Source organism: Pseudoduganella sp. R-43, assembly GCF_049913255.1.
Classification (GTDB): domain Bacteria; phylum Pseudomonadota; class Gammaproteobacteria; order Burkholderiales; family Burkholderiaceae_D; genus Rugamonas.
Genome location: NZ_CP183988.1, coordinates 5,994,554 through 6,009,257, shown reverse-complemented (window position 1 = coordinate 6,009,257; position 14,704 = coordinate 5,994,554). Strand labels below are relative to the sequence as shown.

Below are 14,704 nucleotides of genomic sequence, written 5' to 3'. Positions count from 1 at the left end.
AAATGAACGTACTTATCCAAAACGGCCGACTGATCGATCCGGCCAACAAGATCGATTCCAAGCAAGACCTGTACATCGTGGACGGCAAGGTTGCCGCCATCGGCAGCGCGCCGGCCGGCTTCCAGGCCGGCCGCACCATCGACGCCGCCGGCAAGGTCGTGGCGCCGGGCCTGGTCGACCTGTCTGCGCGCCTGCGCGAGCCGGGCTTCGAATACAAGGCTACGCTGAAATCTGAAATGCAGGCGGCAGTGCAGGGCGGCGTGACTTCCCTGGTGTGCCCGCCCGACACCGACCCGGTACTCGACGAGCCGGGCCTGGTGGAAATGCTGAAGCACCGCGCGCGCGGCCTGAACCAGGCCCACGTGCATCCGCTGGGCGCGCTGACCCATGGCCTGAAAGGCGAGGCCCTGACCGAGCTGGTGGAGCTGACCGGCGCCGGCTGCATCGGCTTTTCGCAGGCCGAAACCCCGATCAAGGACACCACCGTGCTGCAGCGCTGCATGCAGTATGCAGCCACCTTCGGCTTCACCATCTGGCTGCGCCCGCAGGACGCCTGGATCGGCCGCGGCGGCGTGGCAAACAGCGGCCCGCTGGCTTCGCGCCTGGGCCTGTCCGGCGTACCGGTGATGGCCGAGACCATCGCCTTGCACACCATCTTCGAGCTGATGCGCTCGACCGGCGCCAAGGTCCACCTGTGCCGCATGTCGTCGGCAGCCGGCCTGGAGCTGGTGCGCGCCGCCAAGGCCGAAGGCTTGCCGATCACCTGCGACGTCGGCGCACACCATGTGCACCTGACCGACACCGACATCAACTTCTTCGATTCCAATGCGCGCATGGATCCGCCATTCCGCACCCAGCGCGACCGCGAGGCGATCCGCGCCGGCCTGCTGGACGGCACCATCGATGCGATGTGCTCGGACCACACGCCGTGCGACGACGACGAAAAGCTGCTGCCGTTCGGCGAAGCTTCGCCGGGAGCTACCGGCCTGGAACTGCTGCTGTCCCTGGCCATCAAGTGGGCCGACGATTATGCGGGGCTGCAAGGCAAGGACGATGCGCTGTCGCGCGCCGTGGCGCGCGTCACCTGTGATGCGGCACGCGTAGCCGGCCTGGCGCAGGCCGGCCAGCTTGGCGTGGGCAGCGTGGCCGACGTGGTGGTGTTCGACCCGGCCGCGCGCTGGACCGTCACCGGCAGCGCGCTGGCCAGCCAGGGCAAGCACACCCCGTTCCTCGGCTATGAGCTGGCGGGACAGGTGCAGGCGACCATCGTTGCGGGCCAAGTGGCGTATGAGCGCGCAGCCAGCTAAACGCAATCTCGATTGGCGCCTGGTGCTGCGCATCGGGCGCATGGCGGTGCACCTGCTGGCGGGCATGGCCACTTGCGCTTTCATCTTCCCCTTCATCGGGACGGCAAAGCGCAACGGCCATGTCCGGCGCTGGTCGCGCCAGCTGCTGGCCATCTGCAACGTCAGCGTGCAGATGGCGCCAGGCAGCGCGGCGCCGCTGGAGCAGGGCATGATCGTCTGCAACCACATTTCGTGGCTGGACATCTTCGTCATCAATGCGCTGTATCCATGCCGCTTCGTGGCCAAGGCGGAAATCCGCGACTGGCCCTTGGCCGGCTGGCTGGTGGCGCAGGCGGGCACGGTGTTTATCGCACGCGGCAACAAGCGCGAACTGCGCAACATCTTCAAGGGCCTGGTGCATGCGCTGCAGGATGGCCAGCGCGTGGCCTTTTTCCCGGAAGGGACGACCGCCGCGCAAGGCACGCTGCTGCCTTTTCATGCCAACCTGTTTGAGGCGGCGGTGGACGGCAAGGTGCTGGTGCAGCCGTTCGCCTTGTCCTACGTCGATGCAGCGGGCCAGGCGCATCCGTCGGTGGACTTCATCGGCGACATGACTTTCGTGCAAAGCGTGGTGAATATCCTCGATGGCAAGCCGGTGCGCGCGCGCCTCGCGGTGCTGGAAGCGATGCCGGGCGAGGGCGCCCATCGCCGCGAGCTGGCGGCCGCGAGCCACGCTGCCATCGGTGCAGCCCTGGGCATCGTGCCCGAGGCCGAAACTTTACAGGAGCAATCAGCATGACCAGGATCAGCGTGCTGGCAGCCTGCCTGCTGTTGGCGGCCTGCGGCGACACCTTCACCAACGCCAAGACCCTGCGCACGCAGGCCACGGAAAGCCTGGCGCAGAAGAACTATGGCATTGCGGCCGACAAGGCTTACGCGGCCACGCTCAAGGCGCCCAAGGAAGCCGAGTCCTGGTTCCTTCTGTCCCAGGCCCAGGCGCAGCTGGGCCGCAAGAATGCGGCCATGGCGTCGCTGGAGACGGCGATCGTCAACGGTTTTACCGATGAAGAGGCGATCAAGGGCAGCGCCAACCTGGAACCGCTGCGCAAATCGGAAGCCTACAAGGAATTGATGGCGGCCACTTTCGCGCCTGCCGCCGCAGCGCCGGCTGAAGGCGAGGCGCCCGCCGCCACGGAAGGCGGCGGCGAACCGGCCAAGGCCGACGGCCAGTCCCAGGCGCAGGCTTCGGCGCCGCCTGACGGGACGTCGAAGCACTAAACCGTCCGGTACTCCGGGCAATCCACCTGCAGCAGGCTGCGGTCGTCCAGGCAGACGGCCGACAGCTTGCCGCCCCACACGCATCCGCTGTCAAGTGCAATCAGGCGCGGCATGATGCGCAGGCCCAGCGCCGACCAATGCCCGAACACCACGGTGGTATCGCTGGTGCGGCGGCCCGGCACCTCGAACCACGGCATCAGACCGGTCGATGGATCGGCATGCGCCGATTCCTTCATCTTGAAATCCATCACGCCTTCGGCGCTGCAAAAGCGCATGCGGGTCAGGGCATTGACGATGCAGCGCAAGCGCGCGGCTCCGGTCAGCGCATCGTCCCAGCGATCGGGCTGGTTGCCGTACATTTCGCGCAGGAAGCCGACCCATTCGTCGCCGCGCAGGGCTGCTTCCACCTCGCCGGCCAGCGCCATGGCCTGCTGCGCCGTCCATTGCGGCAGCACGCCGCCATGCACCAGCAGGTGGCCGCGGCGCATGATGGCCATCGGGCGCAGGCGCAGCCAGTGCAGCAGCGGGTCGCGGTCGGCCGCCGCCAGGATATGCTCGATGGTGTCGGAACTCGACTCGGGGCGAATGCCGTTGGCCACGGCCAGCAGGTGCAGGTCATGGTTGCCCAGCACGGCGTCGATGCGGCCGTCGCTGCCCTGGCTCAGGGCCTGCACATAGCGCAGGGTGGACAGCGAGTCGGGGCCGCGGTTGATCAAGTCGCCGCAAAAGAGGATGGCTGGCGGTTCATTTCCGGCGGCATGCTCGGTGTCCAGGATCTTTTCGACCAGGGTGACTGTCTCGCCGTGGCAACCCTGCAGGTCGCCCACTACATAAGTTTTCATGGCAATAGGATAACGCATGATCAGCGCATCCGGCGGAGCGCTGCGCCGGGCGGCTTGGCAAATGGTATCAATTGGTAAGGAAATACCTTGGGCGCAACGGTATCGGCTAGAATTTCCCGTCCCGCCCTGTGCATACGGTACAATCGCCGCTTAGCGCGCAAGCAATCTTTCTTGCCGCGCTGCGTAAATGGCGGCTGGCTCACTATACTGATAAGAACAAATGTTTTCCTTCCTCGTGAGCTTTTTCACGTCCGCACTCTTGACCCTGTGGGTCATCAAGGAAGTGCGCTTGCATGGACCTGCGTTGGACACTGATTTCGGCGGCGTGCAAAAAGTGCATGCCCATCATGTGGCCCGCATCGGCGGCCTGTCGATTTTCCTGGCGGTGGCACTGAGCGCCTGCGTTTCCGTGTGGCGCGTGCCGGTCATGACCAGCTGGATGCTGTCACTGATCATGTGTGCCCTGTTTGCCTTCCTCGGCGGCATTGTCGAAGACTATACCGGCAAGGTCAGCGCGCGCCGGCGCCTGCTGCTGACCATGTTTGCTGCCTTGCTGGCTTATTTCCTGATGGATGCCCGGATCGACCGCATCGACTGGATGTTCTCCACCACGCCGCTGCCGTACCTGTGGTTTACGCTGCCGCTCACGGTGCTGGCCGTTGCCGGCATTGCCAACGCCGTCAACATCATCGATGGTTTCAATGGCCTGGCCAGCGTGGTGACGATTTGCATGCTGCTGTCGCTTGGCTATGTTGCTCTTCAAGTCAACGATATGTTCGTGCTGGTGGCGGCCCTGATGGTGGCTGGCGCCACTGCCGGTTTCCTGATCTGGAATTACCCGGTCGGGCTGATATTCCTGGGCGACGGCGGCGCCTATTTTATCGGCTTCATGCTGGGCGAATTGGCCCTGTTGCTGGTAATGCGCAATCCACAAGTTTCTACTTGGTATGCTGTATTGCTGTTAATTTATCCGACCTTTGAAACACTGTTCAGCGTTTATCGCCGCTTCTTTATCCGCGGGACTTCGCCGGCCATGCCGGACGGTATTCACCTGCATAGCCTGATTTTCCGGCGCGTGGTGCAATGGGCGGTGGGCCGCAAGGATGCGCGCGCGCTGGTGCGCCGCAATTCGATGACCTCGCCATATTTGTGGATGTTTTCGCTGATGGCGGTGATTCCCGCCACGGTATTCTGGGCCTATACCTGGGTGCTGATGCTGTTCTGCCTGTTATTTATCGCGAGTTATGTCTGGCTATATGCACGTATCGTCAGATTTAAAGCGCCGCGCTGGATGATCCGACATAAGAAAATCCGTTAAGCCGATTTCGTGTATATTCCCAGACATCGAAATCTGATAAAGGATAGGAAGATGGACCTGTCGAATTTGTCGTCCCCTGAATTGCGCAACCTGCAAGAGCAGATTAAGCGCGAATTAAAGCAGCGCGAAGGCATGGATAAGCAAAAGGCGCGCGAGCAGATATTCGCCATCGCGCAGCAAGCCGGCGTGCCGCTGAAGGAATTGCTGGCTGGCTTCCCGGGCACCCGCAACAGGGGCGGCAAGGTGGAAGCGCGCTATCGCAATCCTGCCAATGCTGCCGAGCAGTGGACCGGCCGCGGCCGCCAGCCGAAATGGGTCAAGGAATGGGTCGATGGCGGCAAGTCGATCGACCAGCTGCGCATCTGAGCCGATTCAATTTCTACTATTTGTTTTCTCCTTTTCTATGGTTGCTCTCTCTAAATCGATTTTCAAGGCTTACGATATCCGCGGCATCATTGGCAAGACGCTGGACGAAGGCGTGGCGCGCTCTGTTGGGCATGCCTTCGGCCTGGCTGCCGCCGCGAAGGGAGAGCGCAGCGTGGTGATCGGCCGCGACGGCCGCCTGTCCGGCCCGGGGCTGATCGCTGCACTGGCGCAGGGCCTGCAGGCAGCCGGTGTCGACGTGATCGACCTGGGCGTGGTGGCAACGCCGATGGTGTACTTCGGCACCCAGGTGCTCGACACCCGTTCCGGCATCATGGTGACCGGCAGCCATAACCCGCCGGACTATAACGGCTTCAAGATGGTGCTGAAGGGCGAGGCGATCCATGGCGATGCCATCACCGCCCTGTACCACGCCATTGAAGCCGGCCTGCAGCCAGCGGCTGCCGCCGGCAAATACGGCACCTGCGACATTCGCGCGCAATATTTGCAGCGCATCATCGGCGACGTGAAGATTGCGCGCCCGATCAAAATTGCCGTCGATTGCGGCAACGGCGTGGCCGGTGCCTTCGCGGGCGACCTGTATCGCGGCATGGGCTGCGAAGTGGTCGAATTGTTCTGCGAAGTGGACGGCACTTTCCCGAACCACCACCCGGACCCGGCGCACCCGGAAAACCTGCAGGACCTGGTCAGGGCGCTGCGGGAAACCGACGCTGAAATCGGCCTGGCCTTCGACGGCGACGGCGACCGCCTCGGCATCGTGACCAAGGATGGCCAGGTCATCTATCCTGACCGCCAGCTGATGCTGTTCGCGCAAGACGTTCTGTCCCGACACCCGGGCGAGCAGATCCTGTACGACGTGAAATGCACGCGCCACCTGGCCGCGTACATAGAACAGGCAGGCGGCAAGCCGCTGATGTGCAAGACCGGCCATTCGTTGGTGAAGGCCAGGCTGAAGGAAACCGGCGCCCCGCTGGGCGGCGAAATGAGCGGCCACGTGTTCTTCAAGGACCGCTGGTACGGTTTCGACGATGGTCTGTACGCCGGCGCGCGCATGCTGGAGATCCTGACCCGCCACGCCGATCCTTCGGCGCTGCTGAACGCCTTGCCCAAGTCGGACAGCACGCCGGAACTGCAGCTGCAGCTGGACGAAGGCGAAAATTATGCGCTGATGGCCAAGCTGGCGGCCGAGGCGAAATTCCCCGGCAATGAGCGTGTCATCGATATCGACGGCCTGCGCGTGGAATATGCCGATGGTTTTGGCCTGGCGCGTTCCTCGAATACCACCCCGGTGATCGTGATGCGCTTCGAGGCGGAATCGCCAGCGGCGCTGGCGCGCATCCAGGGCCAGTTCCGCGATGTGATCCTGGCCGCCAAGCCGGATGCGAAACTGCCGTTCTAAATGAATATCCTGCTCGTGCGCGTCTCGTCGCTGGGGGACGTGCTGCACAATATGCCGATCGTGGCCGACATCAAGCGCCACTTCCCGGATGCGAACCTCGACTGGGTGGTGGAGGAGGGCTATGTCAGCCTGGTACGCCTGAACCCGATGGTGCGCAATATCCTGCCGTGGGGCCTGCGCCGCTGGCGCAAGAGCCTGGGCAAGAAGGAAACGCGCGCCGAGATCGGGGCCTTCTTCCGCAAGCTGCGCGAAGTGCAGTATGACTATGTGTTCGACACCCAGGGCTTGCTGAAGACCGGCATCATCATGGGCGCCGCGCGCGGCAAGAACAAGGTCGGCCTGGCCAATGGCAGCGAAGGCTCGGGCTATGAAGGCATATCCCGCATCTTCCACAGCAAGAGCATTCCGCTCGACCCGCGCACGCATGCGGTGGCGCGCGGCCGCCTGGTAGTGGGCGCTGCGCTGGGCTTCAAGGTGGATTATCCGGCCGATTTCGGCTTGCCTGAAGTACCGGCCAGCGAAGCGCGCCCGCAGTGGATGGGGGAGGCGCCCTATGCCGTGTTCTTCCACGGCACGGCGCGCGACGCCAAGAAATGGGCGCCTGCCAACTGGATCGAGCTGGGCAAGGCGCTGGCGCCGATGCCCGTGCTGTTGCCGTGGGGCTCGGACAAGGAAAAGGCGGAAGCGGAAACGCTGGCTGCCGGCATCCCGCATGCCCGGGTGCTGCCGAAGCTGTCGATGGCCGATGCCGTCATGCTGGCGCGCCGCGCCGCGCTGGCGGTCGGCGTGGATACGGGCCTGACCCATATCGCGGCGGCTTTCTCGCGTCCCGTGGTGGAAATCTATGCCGACTCGCCGCGCTGGAAGACCGAAGGCAACTGGTCGCCGCGCATCATCAACCTCGGCGACAAGGGTTCGCCGCCCGGCGTGGCGGAAGTGCTGGCCGCGTCCAGGAGCCTGCTCTGAGCATGCGGATCTTTTATACATTCATGTGGTGGCTGGCTTTGCCGCTGGTGCTGGGCCGCCTGTGGTGGCGCGGCCGCAAGGAGCCGGGCTACCGCCAGCATTGGGGCGAGCGGCTTGGCATGTATGGCGCGCGCGCCGCCAACGATGAACCGGCCACCATCTGGGTGCATGCAGTTTCGGTGGGCGAGACGCGCGCTGCCGAACCGCTGGTCGATGCGCTGTTGAAGAAATACCCGCAGGCCCGCATCGTGCTGACCTGCATGACCCCTACCGGCCGCGCGACCGGCAAGAGCCTGTTCGGCAAGCATGGTGCACGCGTGGTGCAATCCTACCTGCCCTACGACATGCCGCTGCTGGTGGCGCGCTTCATTCGTCATTTCGAACCGCGTGTCTGCATCCTGATGGAGACCGAGGTATGGCCGAACCTGATCCTGCAATGCCAGCGCGACAAGGTGCCGGTGGTCCTGGCCAACGCGCGCTTGAGCGAGCGGTCGCTGGGCAAGGCGCAACGCTTCGGCAAGGTGATCCGAGATGCGGCACAAGGCATCACGCTGGTGGCAGCCCAGACCGAGGCCGATGCCCTGCGCATCCGCGCGCTGGGCGCCAGCAATGTGAGCGTGACCGGCAGCATCAAGTTCGACGTCGTGATCCCGCAAGCCTCGCTGGCAACCGGCGCGCAGTTGCGCCAGCAGTTCGGTGTGCGCCCGGTATTCCTGTGCGCCAGCACGCGCGAAGGCGAAGAAGGCCTCATCCTGGAAGCCTTCCAGGCTGCGCGCGCATCGCTGCCGCAGGATGTGCTGCTGCTGATCGTGCCGCGCCATCCGCAGCGCTTCGACGAAGTCGCGGCAATGGTGACAGAACGCGGCCTGTCGCTGCAGCGCCGTTCAGCGCTGGCGGCGCCGGGCGCCAGGGTCGACCCGGCCACCGAGGTGGTGCTGGGCGATTCGATGGGCGAGATGTTTGCCTACTACTCGGCCTGCGACCTGGCTTTCATCGGCGGCAGCCTGCAACCGCTGGGCGGCCAGAACCTGATTGAACCGGCCGCACTGGGCAAGCCGATCATCGTCGGCGAGCACACTTTCAATTTTGCGCAAGCCACCGAAGACTGCCTGCAGCAGGGCGGCGCGGTGCGCGTGCCGAACAGCGACGGCCTGATGCACCAGGCTGCGCGCCTGCTGGCCGACAGCGCAGCGCGCGGCGCCATGGGCGCGCATGCGCAGACCTTTGCCAATACCCACCGCGGCGCCACGGCACGCACGATTGCATTGCTTCCCGATTTGAAGTGACAAATGTCATGACCAAGTCGTGGCATTCCGTTCTGGTGCGCAGCGGGCGCAAACCGGATACTGGGTTCACCTGACCACAAGGAGAACCGCAATGCTGAAACTGTTAGTAGCCGCCAGCCTGGCCGGCGCCCTGCCTGCCATGGCGGCCGAAACTACCCTGATCAAGGACGTCCGCGTTTTCGACGGGCAGGAAATGCATGCCAGGCGCAGCGTCCTGCTGGAAGGCGGCAAGATCGCCAGCACCGACTTCAAGGGCAAGGCGCCCGCTGGCGCGAAAGTGGTCGCTGGCGCCGGCCGCACGCTGATGCCGGGCTTGATCGATTCCCATACCCACAGCTTCCAGCACCTTGAATTGCCGCTGGTATTTGGCGTGACCAGCGAACTGGATATGTTCACCGCCGTGCCGCTGCTGCAGGAAATGAACGGGCGCATGGCGCGCGGCGAGAACAAGGATCGTCCGGATATCATCTCGGCCGGCGTGCTGGCAACCGTGCCGGGCGGCCATGGCACCGAATACGGCATGCCGATTCCTACCCTGACCAAGGCGGAAGAGGCGCAGCCCTGGGTCGATGCCCGCATTGCGGAAGGCTCGCACTTCATCAAGATCGTGATGGAACCTGGCTGGCCCGCACATCCGGTGCCGAGCCTGGACCGCGCCACCGTGAAGGCGCTGATCGTGGCCGCCCATCGGCGCGGCAAGCTGGCCTTGGTGCATATTTCCAATCCGGAGGATGCGCGTACCGCGCTGGAAGAGGGCGCCGATGGCCTGGTGCACCTGTTCAACGGCGAGGCGATGACGGAGCAGGACCTCAAGTCCTTCGTCAAGCTGGCGCATGATCGCAAGGCCTTCATCATCCCGACCTTCAGCGTGCTGGAAAGCGTAGCAGGCCTGAAGGAGGAGGACGTGCTGGAAGACAAGCAGATGATGGCCCTGCTGACGAGCGACCAGATTGCGCCGCTGAATTCCCCGTACGGGAAAAAGGAAATGGCACAGCGCATGAACGCGACCAGGTCGGTGGTAGCTGCGCTGCGCACCGCCGGCGTGCCGGTCCTGGCGGGCACAGACGCCGGCAACGGCGGAACCCAGGCCGGCGCCAGCCTGCACCACGAACTGCTCTCGCTGACCGGTGCCGGACTGACGCCGCTGGAAGCCTTGCGCGCCGCCACGTCGGTACCGGCCAAGTCATTCCGCCTGGCCGACCGGGGTGTCGTTGCCAAAGGCGCCAAGGCCGACCTGGTGCTGGTCGAAGGCGATCCAAGCCGGGACATCAAGGCCACTCGCAATATTGTCGAAGTCTGGAAGGATGGCGCGACCGTATCGGCACGCCGCAAGGCGCAGCAGGACCTGGTGGCCAGGGAACTGAATACGCCCAAGGGCGCGCCGCTGGTGCTGCCGGCAGACGGCATGATCAGCCTGTTCAGCAAGGAAAAGCTGGCCAGCCCGTTCGGCACCGGATGGGTGCCTTCCAACGACGCTTTCCTGGGCGGCAAATCGACGGTGAGCCTGGAGTACGCGGGCGAGAACGCGGTCCAAGTGAAGGCAAGCGTGCAGCAGGGCTTTGCCTTCCCGTGGGCCGGCATCGCTTTCGTGCCGGGCAGCCAGCCGTTCCAGGCGGCGAACCTGAGCGCCGCCAAGACCCTGCGCTTCCGCGTCAAAGGCGACGGCCAGGGCTACCAGGTGGGGATCATGCATGGCAGCGCGCGCATCCCGGTCTATCAGCCGTTTGCAGCCGGTGCAGAATGGCGGGAAGTTGCCATGCCGATGGCCAGTTTCGCCGGGGTCGATACCGGTGCGATCACGCTCATCATGTTCAATGCCGGCCCCAAGATCGGCGACTATCAGTTCCAGATCGCCGACGTGCGTTTGACTAACCAGTAAAGGGAGCAGGCATGATCCAGGCAAGGCGTTGGCTGCAAGGTCCCTGGTTGCCTCCGCACCTGGGCAAGGCGCCTTACCTGTGGCTGCTGTCGCTGAATTTCTTCCTCTGGAAGTACTTCTACATCAAACCCTCGCTGCTCGAACTTGGTTTGCTGGTGCTGTCGATCCTGGCGTTCGTGCCGATGTACCTTGCCAGCTACTGGCTGCGCAACCTGCGCGTGGCGCCTCTGCTCCTGGCGACCATTGCGCTGGGCGTTGCCTGGGCGCCGTTCAATTTTGGCGCCTGCACCTATTTCATCTTTGCCTGCTCGATGTGCGCTGCGTTGGAGCAGCCGCGCCACGCTTACCTGGGAATCGGGATCACCCTGATTGCCGCGACGCTGCTTGCGCTGACGCTGGAGTTGCCGCTGCCTTTCCTGCTGCCGGCATTGGCGGTCGGCGCGCCAGTCGGCATCGCCAGCGTGATGGATGCGCGGGTGCGCCGCTCGAGCCAGCAACTGCTGCGCAAGCAGGAAGAAGTCGAGCATCTTGCCCGCATCGCAGAACGAGAACGCATCTCGCGCGACTTGCATGACTTGCTGGGACATACGCTGTCGCTGATCGCCATCAAGGCAGAACTGGCGGGACGCTTGCTGGAGCGCGACACGGCGGCGACGGCGAAGGAAATCAAGGATATCGAAACCACCGCGCGCCATGCCCTGGCCGAAGTGCGTAGCGCAGTGACCGGCTATCGCCAGAGCGGCTTCGCGCAAGAGCTGGCGCAGGCGCGCGCCGCGCTCGCCGCGGCCGGCGTGGAACTTGACGCAAATGTGCAGCCTTTCCCCATGCCTGCAACGGTGGAGAACGTGCTTGCGCTGTCGCTGCGCGAGGCCGTCACCAACATCCTGCGCCACGCCAGGGCGACGCGCTGCCTGGTGAGCGTACGGCAGGACGGCGGGCAGGTTGTTTGCCACATCAGCGATGACGGCAGCGCGCCGCTTGACCGCGGGGCGCTGGCACTCGGCAATGGCCTGCGCGGCATGCGCGAGCGTGTCATGGCAGCGGGCGGGCGCCTGTCACTGCACGCCAGCGCCGCCGCCGGCGGCCTGGCGCTGGAATTACATTTACCGATGGGACCTGTCGCATGATCCGCGTACTGATTGCCGAAGACCAGTCGATGGTGCTGGGGGCGCTGGCTGCGCTACTGAAACTGGAATCCGGCCTCGATGTGGTCGGCCAGGCGCGCAACGGGCAGGAGGCATTGCTGCTCTGTGAAGAACTGCGCCCCGACATCGTGCTGACCGATATCGAAATGCCGCTGATGACAGGCCTTGAGCTCGCTGCCGTGCTGGCCGAGCGCGGCGTCGCAACGCGCGTGGTGATCGTCACCACCTTTGCCCGCTCAGGCTACCTGCGGCGCGCCATGACGGCCGGCGTGCGCGGCTACCTGCTGAAAGATGCTCCATCCGATTCCCTGGCCTCCGCCATCCGCAGCGTGCATGCCGGCGGGCGCGCCATCGCGCCGGAGCTGGCGCTGGAGAGCTGGAGTGGAAGCGAAGACCCGTTGAGCGAACGCGAACGGCAGGTGCTGCGGCTCGCCGGTGAAGGCCGCAGTGGCGCGGAGATCGCAAAGCAGCTAAGCCTGTCGGAAGGAACGGTGCGCAACTACTTGTCGGAAGCGATCAGCAAGCTCAACGCAGGCAACCGCGTGGAAGCCTTCCGCCTGGCGCGCGAAGCGGGCTGGCTCTAGTCCGCAATCACGCCGATCATTGGTCCCAGGTCGGCACGGCGGTCGTTGCGGCCCAGGGCCGGCCAGTAAAGCGATGAGACCGAGCCGTCCAGGTAGAGGGCGTCCCGGCACTTCAACACATCGCGGAAATACCTGGCGAACTGGTAGAAATTGACCCGCTCTTCGCTGATGACAAAGACGGCTTTGCCGTCCAGGGCGCACACGCCGTTGCGCACGTGGCGCGAACGCGAATCCGGATCGAACAGTGGATTGACCACGCCATTGGTCAGCAGCATCGGGCCTGACTGCGTTGCCAGGCGCGCTTTGCCAGCAAGCGCCGGGTAGGCCGAAGATTCGACCACTTGGGCGCCGGCGTCGCTGACCAGGAACACGCCGTTTGGGCGCAAGAAAAAGTTGCCTTTGCCTGGCGACAGGTTCAGCGGCGACAGTTCGACACCGTCCGCAACGAACAAGCCAACCGGCGAGTAGTCCGCATGGTACATGCCCGCATTCATGCCGAACGAGAGATGCTGGCCGCGCCCGTCCAACGCTGCAGCGACTCTCTCCAGCCGCTTGTAGGGACGGCCCTGCTCATCGTTCAGGAACAGTTGCAGGCGTTCGCGCAGCGGATCGACCGTGATGACCGTAAAATGCGGCTCGCCGGCGCGAATCGTGCCGCATGCGGCCAGTGATGCAAGCAGCAGGAGGGCAGGGGGAACGCGCACTAGGTGAACAGGGGAGGCAATTCCGCGGCGCGCTTGCGCAGCAGTTGCTTGGCTTCCTCGTACTGGGGATAGATGCGCCCGACATTGGCCCAGAAGCGCGGGCTGTGGTTCATCTCGAGGATATGCGCCAGCTCGTGCGCCACCACATAATCCACCAGCGGCAGCGAGAAGTGCATCAGCTTCCAGTTCAGGCGGATCGTGCGCTGCGCGGTGCAGGAGCCCCAACGCGTGTCGGCCGAGGACAGCGAAAAGCCGGCATACTGCACGCCCAGCCGCGCCGCGTACAGGTCCAGCCGTTGCTGGAACAGGCCTTCCGCCTGCGCCTTGTACCAGTTCTTGACGCGTTCCTTGAGCAGCTGCTCGGTGGCGCCCTGCACCAGTCCCATCGACAGCTCCATCGCCACCGGATCGAATTCAGTCCGATTGCGCGGCGCCTGGTACAGGCGCAGCGTGATCTCTTCGCCCAGGTAGGGCAGCTTCGCGCCGTCATCCCACACGATGGGCGGCTTTTCCAGGCGTGCTGCGCGGCGCTGGCGGCGCTCGTCAAGCTTGGACAGTATCCAGTGCTGCTTGGCGCGGATGGCGTTGTCGATGTCGGCCAGCGAGCAGCGCTTGGGCGCCGTCACGTACAGGCCGGTATCGTCGACCGTAAAGCCGATCGAGCGGCGCGTGGAGCGCTTCAGCACGTATTCGAGAATGTATTCGCCGACAAGAAGTTGTCGCTTGTCCTGGTCGCCGGACAGTGGCGGGTTGGTCGGTTCAGGGCGGCGCAGTTGCACCGGGGGACGCAGCAGGTTCACTGCCGCGGGAGCGGGAACGGGAAACGGGGAAGAAGGCGCGGCCGCTGGCGGCGGCGCCTCCTGTTGCGCTTCGGCCTTTTCGGCTAGCCAGCGCTGTAGGCGTGGGGCGAAATGACGCGCATTTCTGATTCGATCCACTGTTCCACCTGCTCCATCAATTCGTCGGGAGTTTTACCTTCCGACGAAATCGGTTTGCCCACCGACACCGTAACGGTGCCCGGATTCTTGATAAAGGAATTCTTTGGCCAGCACTCGCCGGAGTTCAGCGCGATCGGCACCACCACCGCACCGGTTTCCACTGCCAGGCGCGTGCCGCCGCTCTTGTACTTGCCTTGCTGGCCGACCGGAATGCGAGTCCCTTCCGGGAACATGATAATCCATTGGCCGTCCTTGAGTCGACGCTTGCCGTGCGCAACAACGGATTTGAATGCATTCTTGCCTTGCTTGCGGTCGATCGGGATCATGCGCAGCAGCGCAATGCCCCAGCCGAAGAAGGGGATGTACAGGATTTCTTTTTTAAATACAAACACCAGCGGGCGCGGCAGGTTCGCCAGCAGGAAGATGGTCTCCCATGCCGACTGGTGCTTGGACAGGATGATCGCCGGGGCATCCGGGAAGTTCTCGTAGCCCTTGAACTGGTAGTTGATGCCGCAGATCCATTTGGCGCACCAGACGATGAAGACGTTCCAGCGCGACGTCACGAAATAGCGTTTGTTGTATGGCAGCGGCGCCGCCAGCATGCAGACTCCGGACCAGATGACGGTGGCAATTGCCATCAGAACCATGAACAGGGCGGAACGCAGGAACAGAACGAAATTACGCAACGACAGTCT

The 14,704-nt window shown here is 64.2% G+C and carries 15 protein-coding genes; 11 read left to right on the top strand and 4 right to left on the bottom strand.

Translation table 11 applies throughout. The features are described from left to right. Positions 1-2 precede the first annotated feature (2 nt). From ACN9M3_RS27435 to ACN9M3_RS27425, 3 genes are read left to right on the top strand one after another with little or no spacing between them, the layout of a single operon-like run. Positions 3-1,307: a dihydroorotase gene (locus ACN9M3_RS27435; protein WP_426164787.1), complete on the top strand. Its 1,305-nt coding sequence runs from the start codon at positions 3-5 to the stop codon at positions 1,305-1,307. Next, positions 1,288-2,085 carry a lysophospholipid acyltransferase family protein gene (locus ACN9M3_RS27430; protein ID WP_426319243.1) on the top strand — a complete coding sequence of 266 codons (798 nt, stop codon included), beginning with the start codon at positions 1,288-1,290 and terminating at the stop codon, positions 2,083-2,085. The genes ACN9M3_RS27435 and ACN9M3_RS27430 overlap by 20 nt, the downstream gene beginning before the upstream one ends. Further along, positions 2,082-2,564, top strand: coding sequence for a hypothetical protein (locus ACN9M3_RS27425; RefSeq protein ID WP_426164783.1), 483 nt, complete (start codon positions 2,082-2,084; stop codon positions 2,562-2,564). The genes ACN9M3_RS27430 and ACN9M3_RS27425 overlap by 4 nt, the downstream gene beginning before the upstream one ends. Here the strand turns inward: ACN9M3_RS27425 and ACN9M3_RS27420 are convergent. Continuing rightward, a complete protein-coding gene (locus ACN9M3_RS27420; RefSeq protein ID WP_426323866.1) occupies positions 2,561-3,406 on the bottom strand; it encodes a symmetrical bis(5'-nucleosyl)-tetraphosphatase in 846 nt (281 codons plus the stop codon). The genes ACN9M3_RS27425 and ACN9M3_RS27420 overlap by 4 nt on opposite strands. 220 nt (positions 3,407-3,626) lie before the next feature. Here ACN9M3_RS27420 and ACN9M3_RS27415 point away from each other — a divergent pair, with 220 nt between their 5' ends. The 8 genes from ACN9M3_RS27415 (at position 3,627) to ACN9M3_RS27380 (ending at position 12,367) form a co-directional block, all read left to right on the top strand. After that, positions 3,627-4,724: an MraY family glycosyltransferase gene (locus ACN9M3_RS27415; RefSeq protein ID WP_426164781.1), complete on the top strand. Its 1,098-nt coding sequence runs from the start codon at positions 3,627-3,629 to the stop codon at positions 4,722-4,724. A gap of 51 nt (positions 4,725-4,775) precedes the next feature. Further along, complete coding sequence (locus ACN9M3_RS27410) at positions 4,776-5,090, top strand: H-NS family nucleoid-associated regulatory protein (protein ID WP_426319242.1); 315 nt, start codon at positions 4,776-4,778, stop codon at positions 5,088-5,090. A 37-nt stretch (positions 5,091-5,127) separates the two neighbouring features. Further along, a complete protein-coding gene (locus ACN9M3_RS27405) occupies positions 5,128-6,507 on the top strand; it encodes a phosphomannomutase/phosphoglucomutase (RefSeq protein WP_426319241.1) in 1,380 nt (459 codons plus the stop codon). Next, entirely contained in the window at positions 6,508-7,473 is a 966-nt protein-coding gene (gene waaC, locus ACN9M3_RS27400) for a lipopolysaccharide heptosyltransferase I (protein ID WP_426319240.1), read from the top strand. A gap of 2 nt (positions 7,474-7,475) precedes the next feature. Continuing rightward, a complete protein-coding gene (gene waaA / locus ACN9M3_RS27395) occupies positions 7,476-8,759 on the top strand; it encodes a lipid IV(A) 3-deoxy-D-manno-octulosonic acid transferase (protein WP_426319239.1) in 1,284 nt (427 codons plus the stop codon). Positions 8,760-8,850: 91 nt separating this feature from the next. Next, complete coding sequence (locus ACN9M3_RS27390) at positions 8,851-10,638, top strand: CIA30 family protein (RefSeq protein WP_426319238.1); 1,788 nt, start codon at positions 8,851-8,853, stop codon at positions 10,636-10,638. A gap of 11 nt (positions 10,639-10,649) precedes the next feature. After that, a complete protein-coding gene (locus ACN9M3_RS27385) occupies positions 10,650-11,765 on the top strand; it encodes a sensor histidine kinase (protein ID WP_426319237.1) in 1,116 nt (371 codons plus the stop codon). After that, positions 11,762-12,367 carry a response regulator gene (locus ACN9M3_RS27380; RefSeq protein ID WP_426319236.1) on the top strand — a complete coding sequence of 202 codons (606 nt, stop codon included), beginning with the start codon at positions 11,762-11,764 and terminating at the stop codon, positions 12,365-12,367. Before ACN9M3_RS27385 ends, ACN9M3_RS27380 begins: the two co-directional genes overlap by 4 nt. Here the strand turns inward: ACN9M3_RS27380 and ACN9M3_RS27375 are convergent. The 3 genes from ACN9M3_RS27375 to ACN9M3_RS27365 are packed head-to-tail and all read right to left on the bottom strand — an operon-like array spanning position 12,364 to position 14,695. Further along, positions 12,364-13,071: a phosphodiester glycosidase family protein gene (locus ACN9M3_RS27375; RefSeq protein ID WP_426319235.1), complete on the bottom strand. Its 708-nt coding sequence runs from the start codon at positions 13,069-13,071 to the stop codon at positions 12,364-12,366. The genes ACN9M3_RS27380 and ACN9M3_RS27375 overlap by 4 nt on opposite strands. Beyond that, the gene (locus ACN9M3_RS27370; RefSeq protein ID WP_426319234.1) at positions 13,071-14,009 is read right to left on the bottom strand and encodes a M48 family metallopeptidase; all 939 of its coding nucleotides are present in this window, start codon (positions 14,007-14,009) and stop codon (positions 13,071-13,073) included. Before ACN9M3_RS27370 ends, ACN9M3_RS27375 begins: the two co-directional genes overlap by 1 nt. Beyond that, positions 13,955-14,695 (bottom strand): lysophospholipid acyltransferase family protein, encoded by a 741-nt coding sequence (locus ACN9M3_RS27365; RefSeq protein ID WP_426319233.1) that lies wholly within the window; start codon positions 14,693-14,695, stop codon positions 13,955-13,957. The genes ACN9M3_RS27370 and ACN9M3_RS27365 overlap by 55 nt, the downstream gene beginning before the upstream one ends. Positions 14,696-14,704: the final 9 nt, after the last annotated feature.